Annotated in this window: 20 protein-coding genes; 7 read left to right on the forward strand and 13 right to left on the reverse strand. The window is 41.1% G+C overall.

Features of this window, described 5'->3' with window-relative positions:
• Positions 1-50: 50 nt before the first annotated feature.
• The 5 genes from LRQ06_RS19265 to LRQ06_RS19285 form a co-directional block, all read right to left on the reverse strand.
• Entirely contained in the window at positions 51-989 is a 939-nt protein-coding gene (locus LRQ06_RS19265; protein ID WP_232768669.1) for a transketolase family protein, read from the reverse strand.
• Positions 982-1,812 carry a transketolase gene (locus LRQ06_RS19270; protein ID WP_232768670.1) on the reverse strand — a complete coding sequence of 277 codons (831 nt, stop codon included), beginning with the start codon at positions 1,810-1,812 and terminating at the stop codon, positions 982-984. Before LRQ06_RS19270 ends, LRQ06_RS19265 begins: the two co-directional genes overlap by 8 nt.
• A gap of 429 nt (positions 1,813-2,241) precedes the next feature.
• A complete protein-coding gene (locus tag LRQ06_RS19275; protein WP_232768671.1) occupies positions 2,242-3,765 on the reverse strand; it encodes a tripartite tricarboxylate transporter permease in 1,524 nt (507 codons plus the stop codon).
• Positions 3,766-3,775: 10 nt separating this feature from the next.
• Entirely contained in the window at positions 3,776-4,270 is a 495-nt protein-coding gene (locus LRQ06_RS19280) for a tripartite tricarboxylate transporter TctB family protein (protein WP_232768672.1), read from the reverse strand.
• Positions 4,271-4,344: 74 nt separating this feature from the next.
• Positions 4,345-5,355, reverse strand: coding sequence for a Bug family tripartite tricarboxylate transporter substrate binding protein (locus LRQ06_RS19285; protein ID WP_232768673.1), 1,011 nt, complete (start codon positions 5,353-5,355; stop codon positions 4,345-4,347).
• A 399-nt stretch (positions 5,356-5,754) separates the two neighbouring features.
• On the opposite strand from LRQ06_RS19285, the gene nagA reads away from it, so the two are divergent.
• Positions 5,755-6,903 (forward strand): N-acetylglucosamine-6-phosphate deacetylase, encoded by a 1,149-nt coding sequence (nagA, locus tag LRQ06_RS19290; protein WP_232768674.1) that lies wholly within the window; start codon positions 5,755-5,757, stop codon positions 6,901-6,903.
• 65 nt (positions 6,904-6,968) lie between these two features.
• Positions 6,969-8,279 (forward strand): hypothetical protein, encoded by a 1,311-nt coding sequence (locus LRQ06_RS19295; RefSeq protein WP_232768675.1) that lies wholly within the window; start codon positions 6,969-6,971, stop codon positions 8,277-8,279.
• 81 nt (positions 8,280-8,360) lie between these two features.
• On the opposite strand, the gene LRQ06_RS19300 is transcribed toward LRQ06_RS19295, so the two are convergent.
• From LRQ06_RS19300 to LRQ06_RS19315, 4 genes are all read right to left on the reverse strand, one after another.
• On the reverse strand, positions 8,361-11,480 hold the full coding sequence (locus tag LRQ06_RS19300; protein ID WP_232768676.1) for a TIM-barrel domain-containing protein: 3,120 nt from the start codon (positions 11,478-11,480) through the stop codon (positions 8,361-8,363).
• A 218-nt stretch (positions 11,481-11,698) separates the two neighbouring features.
• Positions 11,699-12,013 carry a putative signal transducing protein gene (locus tag LRQ06_RS19305; protein WP_232768677.1) on the reverse strand — a complete coding sequence of 105 codons (315 nt, stop codon included), beginning with the start codon at positions 12,011-12,013 and terminating at the stop codon, positions 11,699-11,701.
• Positions 12,014-12,112: 99 nt separating this feature from the next.
• Positions 12,113-12,904 (reverse strand): PhzF family phenazine biosynthesis protein, encoded by a 792-nt coding sequence (locus LRQ06_RS19310; RefSeq protein ID WP_232768678.1) that lies wholly within the window; start codon positions 12,902-12,904, stop codon positions 12,113-12,115.
• Between the two features lie 27 nt (positions 12,905-12,931).
• Positions 12,932-13,180 carry a hypothetical protein gene (locus tag LRQ06_RS19315; RefSeq protein ID WP_232768679.1) on the reverse strand — a complete coding sequence of 83 codons (249 nt, stop codon included), beginning with the start codon at positions 13,178-13,180 and terminating at the stop codon, positions 12,932-12,934.
• 452 nt (positions 13,181-13,632) lie between these two features.
• Between LRQ06_RS19315 and LRQ06_RS19320 the strand changes: the two genes are divergently transcribed.
• On the forward strand, positions 13,633-14,091 hold the full coding sequence (locus tag LRQ06_RS19320; protein ID WP_232768680.1) for an RpiB/LacA/LacB family sugar-phosphate isomerase: 459 nt from the start codon (positions 13,633-13,635) through the stop codon (positions 14,089-14,091).
• A gap of 85 nt (positions 14,092-14,176) precedes the next feature.
• On the opposite strand, the gene LRQ06_RS19325 is transcribed toward LRQ06_RS19320, so the two are convergent.
• The 3 genes from LRQ06_RS19325 to LRQ06_RS19335 form a co-directional block, all read right to left on the reverse strand.
• Entirely contained in the window at positions 14,177-14,797 is a 621-nt protein-coding gene (locus LRQ06_RS19325) for a LysE family translocator (protein WP_232768681.1), read from the reverse strand.
• A 95-nt stretch (positions 14,798-14,892) separates the two neighbouring features.
• Positions 14,893-15,720 (reverse strand): AraC family transcriptional regulator, encoded by an 828-nt coding sequence (locus LRQ06_RS19330; RefSeq protein ID WP_232768682.1) that lies wholly within the window; start codon positions 15,718-15,720, stop codon positions 14,893-14,895.
• Positions 15,721-15,898: 178 nt separating this feature from the next.
• Positions 15,899-17,569, reverse strand: coding sequence for a putative transporter (locus LRQ06_RS19335; RefSeq protein ID WP_232768683.1), 1,671 nt, complete (start codon positions 17,567-17,569; stop codon positions 15,899-15,901).
• 898 nt (positions 17,570-18,467) lie between these two features.
• On the opposite strand from LRQ06_RS19335, the gene LRQ06_RS19340 reads away from it, so the two are divergent.
• The 4 genes from LRQ06_RS19340 (at position 18,468) to LRQ06_RS19355 (ending at position 23,711) form a co-directional block, all read left to right on the forward strand.
• On the forward strand, positions 18,468-19,640 hold the full coding sequence (locus LRQ06_RS19340) for an efflux RND transporter periplasmic adaptor subunit (protein ID WP_232768684.1): 1,173 nt from the start codon (positions 18,468-18,470) through the stop codon (positions 19,638-19,640).
• 2 nt (positions 19,641-19,642) lie between these two features.
• Positions 19,643-21,586 carry a MacB family efflux pump subunit gene (locus LRQ06_RS19345; protein WP_232768685.1) on the forward strand — a complete coding sequence of 648 codons (1,944 nt, stop codon included), beginning with the start codon at positions 19,643-19,645 and terminating at the stop codon, positions 21,584-21,586.
• Between the two features lie 8 nt (positions 21,587-21,594).
• Entirely contained in the window at positions 21,595-22,980 is a 1,386-nt protein-coding gene (locus LRQ06_RS19350; protein WP_232768686.1) for an efflux transporter outer membrane subunit, read from the forward strand.
• Positions 22,981-23,090: 110 nt separating this feature from the next.
• Positions 23,091-23,711, forward strand: a complete 621-nt coding sequence (locus LRQ06_RS19355) for a LysE family translocator (RefSeq protein ID WP_232768687.1) — start codon at positions 23,091-23,093, stop codon at positions 23,709-23,711.
• A 26-nt stretch (positions 23,712-23,737) separates the two neighbouring features.
• Here LRQ06_RS19355 and LRQ06_RS19360 read toward each other — a convergent pair whose 3' ends face one another.
• Positions 23,738-24,304, reverse strand: a complete 567-nt coding sequence (locus LRQ06_RS19360) for a NanQ anomerase/TabA/YiaL family protein (protein ID WP_232768688.1) — start codon at positions 24,302-24,304, stop codon at positions 23,738-23,740.
• Positions 24,305-24,405 lie beyond the last annotated feature (101 nt).

Here is a 24,405-nt window from a genome sequence, read left to right on the forward strand (position 1 = left end):
CTATCATCAGAAAATGAATAACAAACCCACACATGTAAATTAAAAACAGATTAATTCATATTCAATTCGACATATTGGACAATACCATCACTATCAATACCATGGTGCTTTCTCATACTGGCTCTATCAGCAGCTAGTGCATATTGACCATCCAGTATACCTAGCCGTTTTAGTCTGCCGGTCATACCATTTTCTGCCATTACTTCCGCTACAACAGAACCAAGCCCCCCATTAATGTTATGTTCTTCAACTGTTACCACAATTTCAGAGCTTTGAATTTGCTTAGATAACATGTCTCTGTCAAGAGGTCTGATAGAAGGTATGTTAATCACCTTTGCCATAATCCCTAGCTCAGATAGCTTGTCCGCTGCTTCAACAATTTCGTGAACCGTTGAGCCCATCGCGAGTAATGCCACATACTCACCTTCGCGCAAGACATCTACAGCACCAGGCTCAAATTGGTAACAAGTATCGTGCAATTCAGGAAGAGCTTTACCATCTAATCTTATATAAACAGGACCTTGCTTTTCTAAAGCATACTCAATAATTTGTTTGCATTCTAACGGAGAAGATGGTGCGAAAATTTCAACATTTCCAAATCCTCTCATAATGCTAATATCATCGATACTATGATGAGTACTGGCTAAAGGCCCGTAACTGGCCCCTGAATTCAAACCAAACATTTTTACATTTGTATTGTTGTAACAAACGTCAACTTTAACCTGCTCATTAGCTCTGGATATAAGAAATGGCGCGGCATTGCAGGTAACGGCAATTTTCCCTCCCAGAGCTAAACCCGCAGCGGTTCCAACTAAAACCTGTTCTGCAATCCCAACATTAACCAACCTGTCAGGAAATTTCTCTATAAAAGGTTTTATCTTTGCTGTTGATGTTGAATCAGCAACACAAGGAACGACATCCAATCCTTTTTCAACGGCTTCGATAAAAGTTTCAACCATAACATTGGCTAAATGTTCTGCTTTACTCATCTCTCAATTCCTCCAATGCTCTAGTCACTTCCTCACCTTTAGGCACCCGGTGATGCCATTCAGGACGCCCTTGAATAAACGAAATACCCGCACCTTTTATAGTATTGGCAATAACCACGTTAGGTTTACCTTCTTGCTTCAAACTCTCCAATGTTGTAACAACCGATTCGATACTGTTGCCATCACACTGAGTTACCTGCATGCCAAATGCTTCCCATTTTTTATCCAATGGATCGGTTTTCATTATGTCTTTTGTAAAACCTGCTAACTGAAGCTGATTCCTATCATTAATAATAACTAAGTTATCTAACTTATAATGAGCGGCAACAAGTGCGGCTTCCCAATTACTTCCTTCCGCCAATTCACCATCACCAGTAACAACATAGACTTTCCGTTTACTTCCAGATTTTTTTGCCGCCAGCGCTATGCCTACAGCAACAGGTAGTCCATGCCCTAATGCGCCGGTATTCAGTTCAACCCCCGGGGTTTTTTGCCTGACAGGATGGCCCGGTAATTTTGAATCGGCATGCTGGTAAGTAGGTAGCCAGTCCTCCGGAATATAACCAGACTCAGCTAAACAACAATAATATCCTCCTGCGGCATGTCCTTTAGACTGGATATAGATATCACGTTCAGGATCATCAAGGCGATTTGGTGCACAATTGAGAATACGAAAATATAATGATGTGACAATTTCAACTTGTGACAAATCGGCCCCTGTATGTCCGCCAGCAGGGCTATTAGAATTCAAGGCAACAATTCGTCTACGAATAGATTTTGCATGCTTTTCAAGCTCTTCTATTGAAGAAATATATGGATTCATAATTGATCCCTCTTTCGAGTCTAATGAGCAGCCAATACTACCCATAATTTACTTTTACCCTCATCGTTCAGACTATTGATTAATTCACCTTAAAGGTCTGAATATATATTCAATCTCGACTTATTATTCATTTTACATGTCATTGGCTATTCTGTCTAGCTAAGGACAATAAAATTTGAACAACTCTATTTATTAGAATGACGGAGAGAATAAATTTTTTGCTATTTTTTCAATTAGTTAAAAAAGATATACAGCTGTGTTTTTATTCAATAAAAATGCACAATTCATCAGTAATCGCGGGATTGAATTTTCTTTGACAGACAAGAGCATCAGAAACTATTTAGGGACATAATATCTGATATAAAAAAAGCCCAGTCACACTTTAAATGACTGAGCTTACCTCATTAATTTCAAGAATAGCCTTCTCTTTTATTCTCTGGCTTTCACTATATCTGCATTACCCGAAAACTTTTTTTTAATGGCTTTCCATAGACGGGTCTGTGTTAATAATATAAAAACGATCAACCCAAACAAACTGGCAGATATAGGATTAATAATGATGCTATGAAGAAGGCTACTAACATCGTTCTGCTCAATCAGCATCGCTCTACGCCAGTTTTGATCCATCAGGTCACTTAGGATCACCCCCAAAATAACAGGCGCAACCGGATAGTGATACATTCTCATAAAATAACCAATGACGCCAAATCCAAGCATCCACCAAACATCAGCAATTGAGTTATTAATGGCATAAGCGCCTACGACAGAAAGTATCAGAATCAATGGTATTAATATTCCTTTCGGGCAACTGACAAGCTTACTGAACACTTTCACACCCGTCAGGCCAAAAATTAATACAAACACATTCGCCAGAGCTAAGTTACCGACGGTAAACCAGAAAATATCCGGATTATCCGTCATCAGTAATGGACCGGGATTCAGTCCGTGAATAAATAAAGCCCCAATAAACACGGCTGTCACTGCATCACCGGGGATTCCCAGTGTTAACATAGGTATGTACGCACCACCAACTGCAGCATTATTCGCTGATTCCGGAGCTATAAGACCTTCTTTTGCCCCCTGCCCAAAAGGCACCTTCGGATTTTTAGTCGTTCTCTTGGCATAATCGTAAGCCATCAATGAGGCAATATCTCCTCCGGTTCCCGGTAAAGCCCCGACTATGACACCTAAAATAGAAGATTTAATACTAAGAGGCAGATATCGCCTTACATCTGCCCAGTCAGGCACAATCTTTGACAGACTTTGCTTCACGACTGGTTTATCCATAAAGTGTAACTGAACCAAAACTTCAGACAGGCCGAACATCCCAATCATAACAGCAACCGGGCTGATACCTTCCCACAACTCAACGACACCAAATGTGAAACGTTCTTCAGCAGTCATCGGATCAAGACCGACCGTCCCGACAACAACACCTAATGCACCAGTAAATAACCCCTTTGAAAAGTGGCCGTATGACATTGAACTGATTAGCATCAGCCCTAATACACCAATCATCAGATAGTCACGAGGCTGGAGTTTAATAGCAATGGAACTGATTGCCGGCGCAGCAAACGACAGCACAATAATACCGACAAACCCGCCAATTACCGACATAACAGTCGAAAGACCGATGGCATTACCGGCTTCCCCTTTCTGAGCGAGCGGGTAGCCATCCAGCGAAGTTGCTATCGCAGAGGGAGCTCCGGGGATATTAAGGAGAATCGCCGTACGGGAACCACCATAAACGCCCCCCATGTACACACCGACCATCAGACAAAGAGCATTATTCAGATCCCAGGAAAAAGTAAATGAAATCAGAATAGACACAGCCATTGTTACCGACAGTCCAGGGATTGCACCAATGTAAATGCCTAAAAAAGCACCAAGAGCCGTAATGGATAGCAATTGGACTGAGGACCAACTGGTCAGGAATAAACTTAAAATATCCACGTTTTATACCTCAAAACCCTGAAAAACCAAGCGAGCCCAACCATTCACTTTCTGGAAGAACAACTAAGAAAACCATTCTGAAAATAACAAACACTACGGTAAGCACAACAACCGAAAGCAATAGTGAAACCAGCCAACCTCTGCGATAAAAAACGGTAAATGTAAAAAATAAAAACAGAAAAGCGGCAGTAATGAATCCCAGAGAATCCAGACACAAAACAAAAACAAAAATACTGGCCAGAATAATCAGTATATTTCGTGGAAGAATCCGTTCCATAAACGATTCGAAGGAATGCGATGGGGCTTTTGTATGAAGTGTTGTCCAAAATGTAAACATTGAGGATACCAGCATGACAAACGAAGCAACTAAAGGGAAAAAACCGGGCGAACTCAATTCACCAATCCCTGATATCTGATAAGCCTGATAAACCAAAAACATGCTCACCAAAACCAAAATTCCATTAAAAACTAGTTCTCCGGGACCTCTACTAGTTTTTGTGGTCATACACCAAGTTCCTCATATTTTTATACCATAAGTTAAAAGGGGCTTAGCGCCCCCTAAATGAAAGAAACGACGCACTAATCATGAATCTTTTCTATGTTAAATTTTGCCGGCGAAAATTTTGCTGCTCCGGCTTCATAGACAGTCCACGAACCCACTTTTCTGAACCGTTCAACATAATCTGCAGCTTTCTGTCCGGAAAGACCGAGGTATTCATAACCTTTATCTTCAATTAACTTTTTAAAATCACCCTGTGCTGCAGCAGTATTAAACGCCTGAGATAATTTATTTACCACATCATCCGGTGTACCTGCTTTTGCAAAAATACCAAAAAATGCACTGTAGGGCAGTTTACCGGCTAAATGAGGAAAATACGTCGTAACGGGTTCAACACCCGGCAATTGGTCATTAGGCTTTTTATCCATTAAACCAATAACTTTTACCTGCCCTGCCCGGATGTATTCCTTCGCAACTCCGTAAGTAATCGGCATGACATCCACCGCACCACTGAGTAAAGCCGTTAATGCCGGGCTATCACCATTATAGGGAACCGATGTTACTTCAAATTTCTGATCGGATTTAAGGATGGATAATAAAATGGAAGGTAAACCTGCCGGACCAGTTGAACCAACTTTTACATCTTTAGGGTGTGCCTTTGCGTAATCGATGAATTCTTTCAAGTTATTATACGGAGTCTCATTACGGGCGACGAATATCGAAATCCCCTGAGCCAGAAGGGAAACAGGAATCATATCACTGTAATCGATTTTAGAAAGTCCCAACACTTTGTATATCTGCGGGTTTTCTGCGCCCATTAATAATGTATAACCATCGGCTCTTTTAGCATTAACAAATTTTGTGGCCAGAGCGCCACTGCCTCCGGGACGGTTGACTAAGATAACATCGGTACCCAACAGCTTTTCCGCGTCCGGTGTAACTGTCCTCATCACGCTGTCAGTTGAGCCACCGGCTCCCCACATAATAATACCCTGAATATTTTTACTCGGGTAATCAGCTGCCGAAACACTTGTGGCAGCAGAAAACGCCAGAACCGCAGCACCAGCAGAGTTTAACCATTTTTTACGCATTTTCCCGCCTGTCTTTTCATCACTTATCGTTATTTTTAGATTCAACCAATTTCATCGCATCAAACCTTCACTAAACATAATAAATATGTCGATAGGGTCAATATTTATTTTTAAAAATTTTAAACGCCCAAAGTGTATCATTGTACTAGTACGAAGTATAATGATTAATATCACAAAGTATAGAGGCAAATGAAATTACTTTATCCTGACGGGAAGTCAATAAAGAAGAAAAATTCTTATTTTTGCCGGGATTGTTTCGCCAACATAAGTTATTTCCCCCTTTAATAACCAAATATCACCGTTTATCATACGCATAGTCAGTTTCACCGATATTTATTTTCCAATTGCCTGCCTGATAACGACTCGCCAATGGAATTCTGTTTACCAAGGAGATCTTAAATGCTTGCTTTAACTAACGGCATTGTTTTAACCGGATTTCAACGCTTAACCAACGTTGCTGTTTTGATAAAAGAAAATAAAATTCATTCCATCATTCCCGAATCAGAACTGCCATCCAGTATTGAAGCCTACGATTTGGAAGGCACCATGCTGTCAGCAGGCTTTATCGATCTTCAGGTTAATGGCTGTGGTGGGGTCATGTTTAACAGTGCGCCCACTTACTCCACCCTTAAACATATGCAGGAAACCAACTTAAAATCCGGAACAACCAGTTTTTTACCAACATTCATCAGCGACAGCGATGCAAACATTAAGACCGCCGTTAAAGCCGTCGAAACATTTACAGAAAAGCATCATAATCAAATACTGGGAATGCACCTGGAAGGCCCGTTTACCAATGTGATTCGTCGGGGGATTCACCCTAAGGAACAAATCCGGCCTCTGACACAGACAATGGTTGAGTGGTTGCTCAGACATCGCAAAGCCATAAAACAAATCACTTTGGCTCCTGAACTCAGCACCGCTGAATTCATTCAGCAGCTTTCGCAATCAGGAATCATTGTCAGCATTGGCCATTCAGCTGCAACATACGAAGAAGCGACCAATAGCTTTAAGCAGGGAGTAACCAGTGCAACACACCTCTTTAATGCAATGAGTTCAATAGCAAACGGGCGGGAACCGGGGGTCGTAGGCGCTGTTTTTGACAGGAAAGTATACTCCGGCATCATTGCTGACGGACACCATGTTCATTGGTCCAATATAAGACTTGCAAAGACGATATTAGGTGACAAATTATGTTTGGTTACCGATGCAACAGCCGGAGCAATGCCACCTTCGGATATGACTGAGTTTAATTTTTGTGGCGCCACTATTTACCTGAAAGACGGAATCTGTTGCGATAAAAACGGGACGTTAGGTGGCTCATCTCTGACAATGAATAATGCCATCAGGCTAATGGCCGAAAACGGCGGTGTCAGTGTGGATGAAGCGTTCCGGATGGCGACACTCTATCCGGCGCATTCGATAAACATGGCAGACAAACTTGGTAGTATCCAACCTGACAAAATTGCAAACCTTACTCAGATCACTGACAACTATCAAATAGTAAACACAATGATTAACGGACAATGGACAGATACCGTTATCTGACAGAAAAATGAATATCTGATAATATTATCAGAACAATAAAACAGCAATTGGATGACAAGGCTAAAATGGAATTTAGGCTAAATACTGTGTGTGGCTGGTTATTATCAGCCAGTCTGGCACTTTCAATTTTTTCCGCTTTTTCTCCGGAAATACCCGGTTATTATGCCGGAATTCCAATATGGATTAGTGCTGTACTCTTGTTTCCGCGGATTAAATCAAATCAGAAAACGCAAGTTTCCATACTCATTATCCTTGGTGTATCAGGAATACTGTTCAGTTCTTTGTATTCTGGACATCTGGCTGACCTGCGCAGAGCCTTAGATGCCAATCAAAAAGTGGTAACCATGCTCATTGCCGTCGGCTTTCTAAAAATATGTGCCTCAGCGGTTTCACTCAATAAAAATGACCTGCCAAAGGGCAGAAAAGCCCTGTTAAAAACCTTATTTGGCGCTCATCTGTTTGGTGCCGTTCTGAATATGTCTTCCGTCATCATTATGGGCGATAAACTCGCCAACCAACAAAAAGTGACACCTCTGCAAGGGCTGCTCCTGTTAAGAGCATTTTGTATTTGTGCATTCTGGTCTCCTTTTTTTGCCGCAATGGGCCTGACATTAATCAGTTCCCCAGGTTCTCAACTTACCACATTAGTCCTGTATGGCCTTCCAACCAGTATTGCTGCGATACTTATCAGTGCCTGGGAAATTTTGCGTAAGCCGGTTGCAAAAGAGCTGACCGGTTACCCAATGGCACTGGACTCTTTGTGGATGCCTTGCTTCCTTGCCGGTATCGTACTGATGATTCATGAAATAAAACCGGGGGTCAGTGTTCTCACGCTGGTTTCTCTTACCAGTATTACTTTTACTCTGGGTTTGCTTTCTCTAAAAAAAGGATTACGAAAAGGTATCAGTACCATCAAAGAGCACATCAATCATGGTATTGTCAGTTCAGGAAACGAAGTCGTTCTGTTTGCATCAGCCGCACTGCTTGCCTCCGGATTTGCAGCCATGATGACCGCATTACACCTTCACTTAGCGCCTGAACACTATGGGCCATTAGAAGCCAGTATTACTCTGGTGATTTTAGTTGGTCTGGCAATGACCGGCATGCATCCGGTAACAAGTGTCGTGCTTGCCGGTAGTATTCTTGCACCATCAGTACAAGACCCAAATTTACTCGGCCTCACACTTTTAATGAGCTGGTCTTTAGGCATATCTCTGTCACCATTTTCCGGAGTACAGCTGAGCATACAATCCCGCTATAACATCAGAGCAAGTGAACTCTTAAAGCTAAACTGGCGATATACGCTAATGATGTTTTTATGCTGTTTTTGTATTTTATGGCTTTATTCAGTCAATACCGGGCTCGTTTACTTATAAGACGGGGAAATATGAATATTTCCCCCAGGAAACAAAGGGTAATACCCTGCTATTACCTAACAAAAACCGGATACGGTCGAACTAAAAAGAACCATAACTATGCCCGGCATATCCGGATACCGTAGTTGTCTTTTTATTATTATTTCCGGTTTGCCATTGCACCTGTCCCGGATCATCTTCGTTTCGCTTAATGCATTTCCACTCAAAAGCTATATCCGATGGTAACCCGCGAACAACACCCGTCCATACCGGTTTAGTCGGCCCGGGAAGGTCCGTATTACTCCGGTTAATATAATCATAATAAATGTTCGGATCGAGCTTGATGGCATTAGCCGGATCCCAATTACCCAATGCAGCAATATTACCGGAAACATAAATACTTTGTCCCGGAACGGTAATGCCATTGTCGCAAATAAAATTAACCGATGTGGTCGGCTGAGCCGCCTGTAATTCAAAAGTAAATGATTTTGAGGTTTCCACATCCTGCTTAGCCGTTTTTGCGATCACCAGATTGGGACCCGCATTATACCAACCACTGTCTGCGTCACTGAATGCCTGTTGTGACTGATATTTTGTCAAAGGTGAATCATTTAGTGTCACTTTAGTTGCAATACGCCCATCAACAATCAGTTTAATAATATTTGAACGATTGGTAACTGCACCTGAATACGGCTCTTCCACTTCCGTATCACCTTGTTTATTAACAGCAGAGCCAATCATCACCTGAACGGTATTATTACTTTGTTGCTGTTTGATTTCAGTGGTTCTGTATGTATACAGCGGTCGACCTGACATCGTATAGTTAAGCGTCAGGCCATCATCTTCATATAAGATAAACTGCGAGGGTTGATCCGAAGCATAGACACTAAGTATCAGCTCTTTATGAGCCAACGTGTTCTCACCCTGATGACCAAAAGCATCAAGCGTGTTGTCGTCAACATACATCTGTGGAAGGATGGCACCAGCCCGGACAAAAGTGGGCAACCGGAATAAACCATCACGGTAGACCGGTATCGATTCGAATTCTTCTCCCCGACTGCTCACCCATTCATTCGAATGATAATTAACCCATTCGCCTTTAGGAAGATAAACATGACGTTCATATTCTCCATGCCGTGCAACAACACCCACTAAAATATCTTTTCCAATCATTTTTTCATTACCGGTTTCTCTCAGATTTTCATCCTCCTGATAATAAAAAACCGGAGGTGGTACCACTGGCTCACCGTATAAATAGGCTCGGTAAGCAAGAGAATAATAATATGGGATAAGTTCATACCGCTGACGAAGATTCGCTAAATTACTGGCTGTTTTGCCAACTCTGTCTGGTGCAGTTTCGTAACAGGGGGGAGTACGTTCCCCAAAATTTTTCTGGCAGCTATCACGACCGGTACCGAATTCGTTATCGGTATGTGGACGAATGGGAATATCAAACCAACTGCCATTCGCAAACCACTGGGTATACATTTCATCCTGATAACTGACGTCATAAGGCCCGTCACTGGTATTACCCGGTAACACCTCACGACGAAATCCCCCAATATCCGCACCATAATAATCGATTCCGGAAAAAGACATGTGCATCTGAGCATTAAAATGGCTGGCCAGAGACTTAAGATTTGATGCAATATCCCCCGACCACATTGCTACGCCATAGCGTTGAGAACCTGCCGCTCCTGAGCGGCTAAGAATCAGTGGTCTCGGATTGGTTACGCCAAGGTTATCCGGCTGCCCTTGCTTTTCAACATAACCGTTCCAGATAGAACGGTTCCAAAGTAAATTATAAAGATTATGAATGTCGGCATGCGCATTCTTCACACCATCTGCGGTTATTTCTACACCTTCATAGCATGCCGACTGGTTAAATGTCTCGGGTTCACCTAAATCCGTCCAGTGAGTATTAACACCCAACTTCACCAAATTTGGATAACGCCGGTTATTGTGTATCCATTTCCCTAAGGCATCATCAGACCAGTCAAACATCCACCCGGTGCCCCAGAAACCGAACGTTTCAGCGGGAATCTGACTATCCGGATCACACTGATTGCTGTTGTTTCTTTTATAACTCATCAGATTTTGAGGAATTTCTGATGCTGTTTTCAGCACCGGATCTGTTTCTGCAAGATAAGACTCTTCAATCGCAGCCAATCCAATATGATCTTCGTCATACTGTTTAATTTTTTCCGCCGGTTCCGGGAAATAATACGAATTATTCTGAACCAGTGAATCCTGATTCTGATCCCAGTTCAAACGTCCCATATTAGAGTCCGGACTGATACCACCAAACCAGGTTAAATCCAACACAAATCCATCAAGCGGGAAATGATGACTTCTCAACCCATTTTTAAGCAGATCGATCTGCTCCCAGTTATCATAACCGAACTCTGATACCCACAAACCAAAGGCTTTACGGGAAGGAACCGGAGGTCTGCCGGTTAATGCCATAAAATCCGAACGTAATGCTTCTAAATTCTGACCGGTCATAAGGTAGAACCGTAGCTGATCACCATACATACGGGCCTGCCACCAGTTTTTAGTAAAATCCCATTTTTGCCAATACACATTATCCATAAATAACGCGTAATTCAGATTCTCCGGGCCAACAGCGTAATACACCGGGATCTGAACATTGCCAACCATTGCATTCTGGAATACTTCAAACCCATTACCCCAGTTGTCTTTCCCTTCTCTGACACCAAGCTTAATCCAGTCCCCATCTGCTGACCCGAGTGTTTTAAATTTCTGCCCAAGTCCATACACATTCTGCATTTGTGCGGGATCAATGTTCAGTCCTTTCATTGGCTGGGAAAGATCGACCGGGCAAACCGTCGTTAACCGGATATCACTTTTCGTTTTATCAGTCAGACTGATACACAAGTTATCTTTGTCAATTTTTAAACGCATATCGGGTGTTTCAATCACATTATCACGTCGTATAACCATAGATGCTCCCTGATAGTCTGTTTTCAGGATCATTGGTGACGTGTAGAGCGCAGTATCAGTAGAGGGTGCAGAACCTACAGCAGAAAGTTCAAAATGAGCCAGGTCATCATCTAAAATCTCCACCATCAGATACTCTGAACCTGATTCAAATTTTGCACGGAAAACCTCGGCACTCGCCGGTGTCCAAATTCCGACCAGTATCAGTAACCCCGCCGATATAATTGCTGACGTTTTTTTTATTCGATCAATCACTATCATTGTACTTATCCTTATGCGTGATGACTTTTATTATCAAAAATATCAATGACATCACGCAAAAAATTATTCACTAACAAGAATAGTACATACCAATAAACGTCACTCTCATTCTGGCAGGAAAAGCAGAGTACCAATCAAAATAAGAAGTGGAGGGATGTAAAAGGAAAGGATAGAAAATAAAAATGGCTTAGATAGGATGTTGGTAAAATCGTCGATGGCTATTCACTAACATGAGGACTAACGCACTGGCAGTTCCAGCAAAAGTCAAACGATGGTGCATTTTCCTCGCCACATTCCGGACAAATCCAGTTATCATCACCTGATTCGTCAGATAACTGAGCAATAAGTTCTGCAGCCTGATCATAATATTCATCACTGACCCATAATTCAGGCCATGTCTGTATTGGCGATAAATCACCAATGGCACCACCAGCGAACTCATTCCTCAATTCGCAATCAACTCCCTGTTTTTGCAAATAATTTCTTGTATTTTCAACAATGACCTTATTTTCATGTGTGTATATCAGCTTCATGATTTCTCTCTCCACCTTAATAATAAAAATAATGGCACATTAATGCAGATATACCCAGGCGACGAAAATATCTCGGGAATAAACCACACACAAAACCGGCTAAATATAAATGGTTCCTTTCATATACAAGACGCCATAGCCCGAAACCATCACACGTTCACCATTAACAGAACAATACAGAACACCACCGCGATTCGAAGCCTGATATGCAACTAAATTTGATTTAGCGAGTTTTTCAGCCCAGAAAGGCGCTAACCCGGAATGAATCGAACCGGTAACAGGATCCTCATCACCGCCATTCGCCGGCCAAAAATATCGTGATACAAAATCAAACGTATCCGATTGCGCCGTCACTACCACATCATACGGTGCCAGTCGTTTAAGTTGTTCTGTCTGGTAGTCTAAGCACTCAACTTCTTTAGCTGAAGACATCACAGCAAAATAAGCCTGCCGGTTTTTCAGAACCTGTACCGGCGAATAAGACAATCCTTTAAGTAAAACTTCCGGAATGTCTTCTATAGGGTCTAGACGCTGATTTGGAAAACTCATTTCAATACGTCCGTCATCGAGTTCACTAACAAACAATGAACCGACCTGAGATGTGATAAATTCAATCTCACCTTTGCTATTCAGGTAATTGAAAATGACAAACGAAGAAGCAAGTGTAGCATGCCCGCAAAAATCGATTTCTGTTAACGGAGAAAACCAGCGAATTTCATATTGGTTTGACGAAAGAAACCGTATAAATGCGGTTTCAGACAGATTATTCTCTGCTGCAATTGCCTGCATTTTCTCTGCTTCAATCCAGTCCGCTAATAAAACAACCGCGGCCGGATTTCCTTTAAATTGTTTATCCGTAAAAGCATCAACAACAAAAATATCAAACTCCATAATACTGACGTCCTTTCGTATAATAATCTAGTGCGTTTTCCCCGGCCCTTTTCTTACCAGATCTTTCCCATTTTCAAACACTTCCTGAGTGACCCACCGCCCAAGAAGTAACTGGTGCCGGTCATCCAGCACTGCGACAAAAGGCCGCCCGTCCGAATTGTTCGTTGCCAAAGCGACACCGGCAACATTTTCCAATCCTAATCCACCATTCTCGACTAAAATTAAAAAAGTTTCTAATTCTTCAAGAGTACGAATTACATCATTATCATTAATCATAGGACTCTGCTCATTTCTTTTTTAGTGGCCGGCTACTAAGTTGTCTCGTAATCTGGCCCTGTAAAGTTCTTAATAAAAGAAGAATAACGGTTTTTGGCCTCAGACAGAAGACTTTATCCTGTTATTAGCCTCTGCCGGACAAACGAAACAGGAACAGGAGTACTCAGAAGCTTTAATTGATAAATAAGCCGACTGGAACACCGGAATGTGCTGTGTTCTTATTGTTTGGGAATAAATTCAACCAGACCGTATATTTTAATACATCTACGCCGTGGTCATTGATGTGGCTAATGCAGAATTATCAACGAACATCAAGTCTGTTCTATCGGAAAGACGGTTTTTCTGCTATCTTATGCTAAATCGTTTCAGCTATTGATTCTATCTGGTTTTACTAATTTATTCAGACAGAACAATTCGAATAACGAAAAAACATTATTGATTTGGAGTAAATTATGAAAATTGCTGTGGCAGGTGATCATGCCGGCTTTAAAATGAAACAGGAAATAACAGAACTTCTACAAAGTCAGGGGCATGAAGTAGTAGATTTTGGCCCTTTTAGTGAAGAATCCTGTGATTTGCCTGATTTTATATATCCAGCAGCATTAGCCGTCAGTAAGAAAGAGGTTGATCGCGGTATATTTATTGATGGAGTCGGCTATGGTAGCGCGATGATTGCCAACAAAATTTATGGCGTTTATGCGGCTATCTGTCAGGACCCATTCTGTGCAGGTTTAGCCCGTTCGCATTCAGACACCAACGTTCTGTGCCTTGGTGGCAAAATCATTGGTTCTGCAATTGCTCAGGATATTGTTAACACATGGATGACAACCGACTACCTTATCAACGAAGAAAAATACACAAAACGAGTTGATAAAGTAAAGGCCATCGCTGAAAAACATCTGGTAAAATAAGACCATTGCACGTGTAGATTTGCGGTAAATTCACTGGTTACCGCAAATGAATAGCTCTCTCCCAGAAAGTATCGCCTCATTCAGACTAATTTAATAGCGGTATATAGACGTATTGATATCCAATGGAAAAAGAAACATAAACTAACAGTACGGACATAATATAATTGAATATCCTGAAATAATTCTGACTTTCAATCCGCTTTCCGACCACCAGCCCCATCAAAGAGTAACTGGCAGGAGCTCCAAATGCCAGAACAGCCAGTATAAACGACCAAAACAGTAATTCCCCTCCAGCAATCCCAATACTGGGAAACTGAATGGTTGCAATTGGCAACGTTGCAACTAAGCCTTTTGGATTTAGCAACTGCATAATAACGCCATCTTTAAAGCTGAGTTCATCTCTGTGACTATTACTGGTATCTGTATCCACATTATTCAAGTGCACATTCGCTTTAAGTACTTTCCAGGCGATATACAAAATATACAAACAACCAACTAAGCTGATGAATGGCAGGTACGTTGGCTTCATAACCTGATTGCCTGCGAACCCAAGGAAAACAAACAAAATAAACATTGCAAATCCAATTCCGGCAAAAAATCCAAGATGATTCCGGGTTCGACCATTAATACCGCTATACAATCCCAGTAAGTTAACCGGGCCGGGTGTGTACATAATACCGATGGCATAAGCAAAAATAGCTAACATAATCACTCCAAAAACAATCAGGGCAGATTATCAATATCTGAATAAATCACCAGAGATGCTTTATTCGGATATTAAAAAGCAAAAGGAAACCAGAGTTAACGGGACCACTGACGTTGAAACTGTTTTGGCGTCATGCCAAATACTTTTTTAAAATTCCGGTTTAAATGGCTAACATCAGCAAAACCAGATTCAACAGCAGCTTGGGTAGCACTGTCTCCAATCTGCAACATTTTTCTGGCCTGGTTGATACGACAGTTCAAAACATATTGATGTGGAGTAATACCAAACTGAGCACGAAATTTTCGTATAAAATGAAATTTAGATATATTGGCGGCCGATGCAATCTGGTCAATTGAAATATCATTACTAAGATTTGCAATAATGAAGTCTTTCGCTTTAATAAGCAGAGAATCGACTTTCAAACCCGATGTTGGCAAGTGCAGACTGCCATCATGGCTTACAATAGCCTGAGCGAGTAAATACAATTCATTTTCGTATTCAATTTGCGAACGATTACCAGATTTTAACGACTGAGTCATCGATTCAATCCGGTAACGCAAAACAGGATCATTAAACACTCGATCCTTCAGCCTCAAAGGTCCATTGCCTTTATAACCTAATGTCTGAAATATTGGACCGACCTCATCAGGATGAATATAGAGCATCACATACTCAAGCTCCTGTTCTATTCCTGAATGCCCATCATGAATGTCTTCCGGATTAAAAAACATAACGCAGCCAGGAGAACTTTTATGAAATGAGTCATGACAGAAGAAATCCTGCCGACCTTGAAGAGTCAACCCTATTGAGTATTCTTCATGAGCGTGTTTTGAATATGAAAAATCACTCATTGTTGCACTAAGCATTGCAACATTATTTAGTTGCAAACGATTAGTAAACTGAAAGTGATTTGCTTGCTTCAAAGTCATTTCCTCGAAAAAATGTTATCGGCTTAGTATTAATCTTTACATACTATAGAAAATGACTCGACTAAAAAATTGAACAAAATTGCTCCATTACTTTTAAATCGGCTTCAATCTTCACGATAAAATCAAAAAACCCGGCATTACGCCGGGTTAAGAATGTTTATTTATTATTCGCTTATACTGCGACCCACAGTAAAACAGCGATAATTTGTGGTGACAAAATTCTCAGACACATCACCAGAGGATAAACAGTTGCGTATGCTAAAGCCGATGCCCCACTTGTTTCGTGGATCGAGTTTGCAAAAGCCAGCGCCGGTGGATCTGTCATCGAACCAGCCATAAGCCCACAGACAGAAAGATAATTTAACTTCATGACAAAACGGGCAACAAAACCAATGATTAATAACGGGATTAAGGTAATAAAAATACCATATCCCATCCAGGACAGACCTTCACCGTCTATAATCGTACTGATAAAGTTGCCACCAGAGCTGATCCCAACAACAGCCAGAAACAGAACAATACCGATTTCGCGAAGAGCGAGGTTTGCACTTGGTGGCATAAACCAGTACAGACGGCCTATACTACCAATTCTTGCAAGAATGATGGCAACAATTAACGGACCGCCAGCCAAACCTAATTTCAATGGTGCTGGCAGATGAGGTAGCTGGAATGGAATTGAACCCAGTAGCACCCCTAAGCCGATACCGATAAAAATAGGAAGCATCTGAACATGTTGTAACTTACTGGCCGCATTACCCAGCATTTTACCTACTGTTGTAATATCTTCTTTTTGACCAACTATGTAAAGAATATCACCGAACTGTAAAACGGAATGGCGATTAGCCACCAGCTCAACACCAGAACGATTTAAACGTGAAATCACAACATTATGTTCATGTTTTAGGTGCAAATCACCTAATTGTTTACCCAGCACTTTTTCATTGGTAACCACAATACGGTCACTTTTGAAATCCGTCCCTTTTGTAGACAGTGATTCTTTCACCTCTTTTCCGACAATCACCACGGCTTTGTGCAGCATATCGTAACTGGCACTAACAAAATGTAGGTAATCCCCTATGTGCAAGACCGTATCCGGACCGGGAACGTTCAATTCCCCATCCGATTTCATGCGGGAACACACAATATTCTGACCAATTAAAGTTTCAAGCTCTTTAAACAACATGCCATCCATATTCGGGTTTTCAACAACGACATTAACAGATAGCAGATCTTTCTGACTGCCTCCCCCGTTATTTTTCTTATCGTACTCTTCCGCTTCCTTATCTACATTGATTTCGAAAACAATTCGTACAACCCACATAGAAAGCAAAATTCCCAAAATCCCAAATGGATAGGCCATCGCATAGCCAAGGCCCAACATATCCGTATGCGCGACTCCTTCACCTAATTCCTGCAGAATCTGCTGCCCGGCAGCAAGAGATGGTGTATTAGTTACCGCCCCAGAGTAAATACCAAGGAACACATCAAGAGGCAGGTCAAAAATGAAATGAAGTGCTACAGCAACTAAACCGCCTAAAACCACAATTCCGGCAGCAAGAACATTCAGCCTTAATCCACTGCTTTTTAATGATGCAAAAAAACCCGGACCAACCTGAATACCAATCGTATAAACAAAAAGAATCAAACCAAACTCTTTAATAAAATGAAGAGCATGATTATCCAGGTGCCATCCAAATTGATTAGTGAAGTGACCTACAATGATGCCGCCAAACAAAACACCACCAATTCCAAGACCAACACCTTTTATTTTTATGCCACCTAACCACAAGCCGATTACTGCCACGATGGCAAGAACCAGAGTAGATAGTGCTAGTTCACTCATAATTGTATTTCCATTATCAAGATAAAAAATATGAAGTTCTCAATTTCTTGTACGTTTCCCAAGCGTAATTAATTGAGGTTAAAAGTTTTTGTTCTCTTATATTTAAGTTTCTTATTGGAAAGGAATCCTTGATAATGGTTAAAAAATTTCGAGAAATAACTCATATGGAATATAAAATAACAAAAATGGGATACATCACTCATTTTTATATTTCAATTGTAACAAAATATTAATGGAATTTTATTTTTATTCATTTATATCAATAATTTAATTAATGTGAAGTTGGTAATATTATCACTTTTGTGAACAAAACGGTTGAAGTTACGTAACTTTTGTAATCAATATATTTTTAGCCAAAAATTAATTAAACGTTAACAAAAACAATTTGATTGTTAATAGAGTTAACACGAGGTAATGCGTTTTATACAACAATATTCATGTAACACAAACCACAATATTAGTTAGAACACTAATTATTTTTTAAAAACGATCTTGTGTACATTGAAAAGATAGGGTAATGGAATAAATTTAATTCATAAAAATGACTTATCTATTCCGAATACATAAAAACACTGTTTTTAGTAACGTAAATAAAAGTAAAGTTTCGTATATATTAAGGTTTAATTTAGTTCTAACTCTAAGTTTAGGGCAGAAATTGACCCAAGAGGAAAAAATTTTATAACTCATTGTTAATTAATGTCATTTAAATAAAAACAACAAATAAAAAATCATCTCGACTATACAGACTAAACTTTACGTTTCTGAACCTTTACCGATTCTTTCATTTTTGACGTCTTCATTTTAATACATCTATATGGCAGATTAGAGAGCGCCTGCTTAACTTTATTCAGTCCATCAACTATTGGTGGAACTCAAGTCATTATGTTGGATACGCAATATGTCAAAAACAACAAAACTAACACTGATATTAGCGACTATTTTCATTGCTATATCCGGAACCGCCTATTCTTTGTGGATGAAACCAAAACCAGCCCCATCCTATGCCGCTGAGGTAGTAAGAAGAGGAAACATTGAAAGTGCGGTTCTTGCCAGTGGGATGCTCCAGGCATCCAAACTGGTCAGCGTGGGAGCTCAGGTATCCGGACAGATCACTAAACTCAAAGTTAAGCTTGGTGATCATGTTAAAAAAGGCGAGTTAATTGCCGAAATCGATGATTTGACACAACAAAACGCATTGAAAGAGGCCCGGGCATCTCTGGCGAGTTTAAGAGCACAGTATCAAGCTAAACAAGCCCAGATAAAACAGGCTACGCAGGAATTTAAACGTCAGAAAGCCATGTTGGCTGATCATGCAAGCTCAAAAGCAGATTATGAATCCGCCGAGTCCAACCTGGCCGTTTATAAAGCAGAATCCGATAAACTAAAAGCAGAAATTGATCAGGCAAAAGTCTCTGTTGATAGCGCAAAAGTTGACCTGGGTTACACCAAAATTAATGCTCCAATGGATGGTACCGTTGTTTATACTGCCGTGGAAGTCGGTCAAACTGTTAATGCCAATCAAAGTACGCCAACCATCGTAGAAATCGCCAATCTGGATACGATGACTGTTAAAGCACAAATATCCGAAGCCGATGTTATTAATACATCACCAGGTCAGTCTGTCTACTTCACAATTTTGGGTAACGCCTCCCATCGTTATGAAGGAAAACTAGAATCCATCGAACCTGGCCCAACTTCAATGGATGGAGACGATAGCGATATGACCCCGGATGATGACGAAGCGGTTTACTATAACGCCCTCTTTAATGTTGCCAACCCGAAGCATACTCTGCGGATAGGGATGACAGCTCAGGTAACGGTTGTCCTCAAAAAATCAATAAATGCACTTTTAGTCCCCTCACAAGTGCTTACTAAATCACGAAATGGTACTTACACAGTTCCGGTCCTGAAAAATCATCAAATACAACAAACTGAAGTTCAGGTAGGAATCAATAACAAGGTCAACGCGGAAATCGTATCCGGCCTCAGTGAGGGTGAAAAAATTGTGGTTGGAATGCCCGGGGGAGATACATTTACTGACAAAATGCGTCACGGGCCAATGGGATTCTAGTCATGAAGGAAACATTACTTGAAATTTCCGACATTTATCGTTCATTTCCTGCAGGCGACCAAGAACTCGTTGTTCTGAAAGGCGTGAACTTATCCATCAAGCGCAGTGAAATGGTTGCTATTGTTGGGCAGTCCGGTTCAGGGAAATCCACTCTGATGAATATATTAGGATGCCTCGATAAACCAACCAGTGGCAATTACATTATCAATGGGCAAAATACATCCCACATGAACCAGGACGAATTAGCCCAACTAAGACGCGAATACTTTGGTTTTATATTTCAGCGTTACCATTTGCTCAGTGACCTGAATGCGGTCGAAAACGTGGAAGTACCCGCCGTATATGCCGGTAAAGATAAAAAATTCCGTAAAGAAAAAGCAGAAGAACTGTTAACGCGCCTTGGTCTTGAAAGTCGTCTGGACCATAAACCAAATCAACTGAGTGGTGGTCAGCAACAAAGAGTTAGTGTCGCACGGGCCCTCATGAATGGTGGTGATGTCATACTGGCCGATGAACCAACCGGAGCTCTGGATAGTCACAGCGGTGAATCGATGATGAAACTACTGCAGGAACTACACCGGGACGGTCACACCATTATTTTGGTCACTCATGATATGAATGTGGCCCGATATGCTGATCGCATTATCGAAATTAAAGATGGTGAAATCATCAGTGATACACAAAATGATCCAGACGGCCAACCAACAAAATCCTTACCGGAAAAAACAGAAGTCAGAAAAAACTGGTTTGGCATCGCACACTACGCAGAAGCATTCAAAATGGCCATTCTGGCCATGTCCAGTCATAAACTGAGAACTTTTCTCACTATGCTGGGAATTATTATTGGTATTGCTTCCGTCGTTTCTGTCGTTGCATTAGGAGAAGGTTCCCGTCAAGCTATCCTCAAAAATATTCGATCAATGGGAACCAATACCATTGATATCATGCCCGGTACCGGATTTGGTGACCGACGCTCAGGAAGAGTCAAAACTTTAGTTGCCTCAGACGCTGATGCAATAAAAAATTTAATGTTCGTTGACAGTGTAACTCCAGCTATCAATTCCAGCATCACACTGAGATATACGAACAAGGCTGTTACCGCAACTGTAAAAGGCGTCGGAACACAATTTTTCAGGGTAGGAGGTTATACTCTGGCTAATGGACAACAATGGGATGAAGACAGCGCTTCTGCTCTGGCACAATTAGCCGTCATTGACAATAATACCCAAAAAGAAATTTTTCCCAAAACGAATCCGATCGGAAAAGTCATATTTTTAGATAACCTTCCGGTAAGAATTATCGGTGTCACTGAACCAAAAGAAAACGCGTTTGGTAACAGTGATTCTCTCAATGTCTGGGTTCCCTACCAAACCGTTGCCAACCGGATGCTTGGACAGAATAACGTGAATAAAATCACCGTCAGACTCGATGATTCAGTCACCAGTGCCTCGGGAGAACAAGCTATTATTTCACTTTTAAAAATGCGTCATGGCAAACAAGATTTCTTTACCATCAATACGGATACTATTCGCCAGAATATTGAGAAAACAACGGCAACCATGACCTTGTTGATTTCTGCCATAGCTGTTATATCTCTGGTTGTAGGCGGAATTGGTGTTATGAATATCATGTTGGTTTCAGTAACAGAAAGAACCAAAGAGATAGGGGTCCGAATGGCGGTAGGAGCCAGACAAAGTGACATACTTCGCCAGTTCTTGATTGAAGCGGTTCTGGTCTGCCTGAGTGGTGGAATCATTGGTATCGGACTGGCGTATCTGATTGGCGTCATATTCTCCTATACCGGTGGCAGCTTTGAAATGATCTATTCAACCACATCCATTCTGGCAGCATTCATTTGCTCCACAATGATCGGTATCGTTTTTGGCTTTTTACCAGCGAAAAATGCAGCCCGGTTAGATCCTATTGACGCTTTAGCAAGAGAGTAATCATCCTTATGCCAATAACAAAATCTAAATTACTGAGTCTTAGTATTTCCTGTGCTCTGCTTGCTGGTTGCGGCTCTTTAACTCATACAACGTTTTCCCCACCGCCAGTGAATGTACCGTCATCCTGGCAACAACAACAGATAAATGAGTCCACAAGTATCGATCCATGGTGGCTTAAATTTAATGATGAAACATTAAATTCTTTGATCACTCACGTGCTAAAAAATAATAATGATTTGGCTCTGGCAACATTAACATTAGAAAAAGCCCGCCTGAAAGCAGGTCTGACAGCAACAGACCGCTATCCGGATATATCATCAGAGACAACTGGGAAAAAAAATAAAGACCTGGACTCAGGAGCAACAGACAACAGCTTTTCAACGTCATTGTCCATTAGTTATGAACTTGATCTGTGGGGACGAGTATCATCGGAAATAGACGCAGCCAAATGGACAGCAGTTGCCAGTGAAGAAGACAGAGAAGCGACCGCTCAGAGTCTGGCATCAACAACCGCCTCTCTGTACTGGCAAATAGGGTATTTAAAAGATCGGCTCCGGCTAAGCTCAAAAAGCATTGATTATGCTAAACAGACTCTTGCCTTAACGAAAAATCAGTATAAAAGTGGAGCAGTTACGCAGTTAAATGTTTTGGAGGCACAACGTAGCCTTGCAGGACAGGAATCAAGTCACAGCGAATTAGTACAACAACTTCATGAAGCTGAAAACTCACTGGCTATATTACTGGGGAAAACACCCAAACCGGATTTAGCCAAAATAGATACATTACCGGACACAAATATTCCAGAGATACAGGCTGGTGTTCCGGCCGATGTCCTAATCCGCAGACCCGATGTTAAATCAGCTTTGTATACAATGCGAGCAGCGTTGGCAACAAAAGATGCAACGCTGGCAGCCTATTTCCCAACATTCTCTCTGACGGGGTCACTTGGTGGTTCATCTACCGAATTACATAATCTGCTATCCAATCCAATTGGTACTCTGGGAGCCAATCTGGTTCTGCCATTTCTGGAGTGGAACCAAATGAAACTGAATGAGAAAATTTCTGATATTGATTACCAGAAAGCGGTTGTTACCTACCGAAAAACTTTGTACGAAGCGTTTGAAGATGTTGACAATGCGTTATCCGCAAAAACTCAGTATGACTATCAGGCCCAAAAACTCAAAGAGCAATATAATGCCGCCTCGGCAGCTGAAAAAATCTATGCCAGCCAGTATCGTTATGGTGCCGTCAGTATCCAGGACTGGCTAGATGCTCAGGAGACACAACGTGAATCTGAAGAATCATTACTGAAAAACCGCTATAACCGGTTTAATATTCAGGCAACGGTCTATCAGGCTCTCGGTGGTGTAGATATTGCGACAACAATAAAATGACCATTTCAATTCAAGACAAGTATTCTGTACATAAAACTTGTCTTGATTCTTCTGCTTATCAGATTTATAACTAGTTCTCGTATATTTAATTTACAAGTTTGTTACATAGAATGGAATCTTCTTCTCTTTGGGTTTTTATCCCAACTTTTTTCTTCGTATCGGCAACTCCCGGTATGTGTATGACTTTATCATTAACGTTAGGAATGACCATTGGTGTAAAAAGAGCAATGTACATGATGGTTGGTGAACTGATTGGCGTTGCCTCTGTCGCTACCGCTGCGATTATCGGTGTTGCCACCCTCTTGCTTAACCACCCGGGACTCTTTCTGGTTTTAAAAACGGTGGGGGCACTCTATCTATTTTACCTGGGAGTACAAATGTGGCGTTCCAAAGGCCGGTTAGCAATACCGGAAGATTTGAATCAAGAAATGGATGTTGATTTCAAATCGCTGGCATCCCAGGGACTAATAACGGCGATTGCCAATCCAAAAGGCTGGGCATTTTTTATTGCACTTTTGCCCCCCTTTATCAATTCCGAAGCACCATTATTTTCGCAATCTGCCATGTTGATTAGCATCATTCTAAGCTTTGAATTTATTTGTCTTATGATGTATGCATCCGGAGGCCAGACTCTGAGGAAAGCATTACTGAAAAGAGGCAATGTTGTTATGATGAACAGGATTTCAGGGTCGTTAATGGCTGGAGTTGCAGCATGGCTGGCACTTGGCTAACCTAACCATGCACACAATGTAAAATCTTAACCCACAGCACAAAGATTGGGCGACTCATTAATAACCGTCTGCATCGGCTTGAAATTGCAAGAATCAGACAAAAGTGACGTTTCAATCTTTATCACTACTTTTTTCACTTTCGAAGGCTTAGATAATGCAAGGGATGGCATATGAATGGTTCTTGGTGTGAATACATAAAAAGCCCCTGGCTTCATGATATTTTCCTGAAGCTCAACCATCGGATTTTCATTTCCGACAAAAGCAATATCTTTCGCCTGATCATAATTACAGGTACGACTCAAAACCCGGTATTCTTCATCAGAAGCCACTGTCCAGCCAAACTTTTCTTCACCATATAGAAGAAACTGAACATCTGTGTATGTTTGATGGAATTCAGCACCGAATTGACTTTCTTCCACTGTTTCATATTCCTGAACCAGAAAAAAAGCTTCATCACTTTCAATGTGCTTAATTTCGTATTTACCAGAAGCCAGATTCATTAAATCTAAACTGGTTACGTAATCAAAAATATCATTAACCAATGGAGAAAATAGTGCCTGATTATCAGAGCAACCAAATTTACTAATGATCATACTACTACCTACTTCAGTGATAGACGTCGAATAATACACATCATATTCGGTTACCTGCTACAGATTTGTGAATCATGCGAAATTTATCAGACACTGAATGT

Source organism: Vibrio salinus, assembly GCF_021272385.1.
GTDB lineage: Bacteria > Pseudomonadota > Gammaproteobacteria > Enterobacterales > Vibrionaceae > Vibrio > Vibrio salinus.

Bases quoted from the DNA above. Each gene is read 5' to 3' on its own strand.
- LRQ06_RS19280 (WP_232768672.1), bottom strand. From the start codon at position 4,270: ATGACCACAAAAACTAGTAGAGGTCCCGGAGAACTAGTTTTTAATGGA.
- nagA (WP_232768674.1), top strand. From the start codon at position 5,755: ATGCTTGCTTTAACTAACGGCATTGTTTTAACCGGATTTCAACGCTTA.
- LRQ06_RS19360 (WP_232768688.1), bottom strand. From the start codon at position 24,304: ATGATCATTAGTAAATTTGGTTGCTCTGATAATCAGGCACTATTTTCT.
- LRQ06_RS19305 (WP_232768677.1), bottom strand. From the start codon at position 12,013: ATGAAGCTGATATACACACATGAAAATAAGGTCATTGTTGAAAATACA.
- LRQ06_RS19295 (WP_232768675.1), top strand. From the start codon at position 6,969: ATGGAATTTAGGCTAAATACTGTGTGTGGCTGGTTATTATCAGCCAGT.
- LRQ06_RS19300 (WP_232768676.1), bottom strand. From the start codon at position 11,480: ATGATAGTGATTGATCGAATAAAAAAAACGTCAGCAATTATATCGGCG.
- LRQ06_RS19265 (WP_232768669.1), bottom strand. From the start codon at position 989: ATGAGTAAAGCAGAACATTTAGCCAATGTTATGGTTGAAACTTTTATC.
- LRQ06_RS19355 (WP_232768687.1), top strand. From the start codon at position 23,091: ATGGAATCTTCTTCTCTTTGGGTTTTTATCCCAACTTTTTTCTTCGTA.
- LRQ06_RS19340 (WP_232768684.1), top strand. From the start codon at position 18,468: ATGTCAAAAACAACAAAACTAACACTGATATTAGCGACTATTTTCATT.
- LRQ06_RS19310 (WP_232768678.1), bottom strand. From the start codon at position 12,904: ATGGAGTTTGATATTTTTGTTGTTGATGCTTTTACGGATAAACAATTT.
- LRQ06_RS19350 (WP_232768686.1), top strand. From the start codon at position 21,595: ATGCCAATAACAAAATCTAAATTACTGAGTCTTAGTATTTCCTGTGCT.
- LRQ06_RS19270 (WP_232768670.1), bottom strand. From the start codon at position 1,812: ATGAATCCATATATTTCTTCAATAGAAGAGCTTGAAAAGCATGCAAAA.
- LRQ06_RS19320 (WP_232768680.1), top strand. From the start codon at position 13,633: ATGAAAATTGCTGTGGCAGGTGATCATGCCGGCTTTAAAATGAAACAG.
- LRQ06_RS19335 (WP_232768683.1), bottom strand. From the start codon at position 17,569: ATGAGTGAACTAGCACTATCTACTCTGGTTCTTGCCATCGTGGCAGTA.
- LRQ06_RS19285 (WP_232768673.1), bottom strand. From the start codon at position 5,355: ATGCGTAAAAAATGGTTAAACTCTGCTGGTGCTGCGGTTCTGGCGTTT.
- LRQ06_RS19315 (WP_232768679.1), bottom strand. From the start codon at position 13,180: ATGATTAATGATAATGATGTAATTCGTACTCTTGAAGAATTAGAAACT.
- LRQ06_RS19345 (WP_232768685.1), top strand. From the start codon at position 19,643: ATGAAGGAAACATTACTTGAAATTTCCGACATTTATCGTTCATTTCCT.
- LRQ06_RS19325 (WP_232768681.1), bottom strand. From the start codon at position 14,797: ATGTTAGCTATTTTTGCTTATGCCATCGGTATTATGTACACACCCGGC.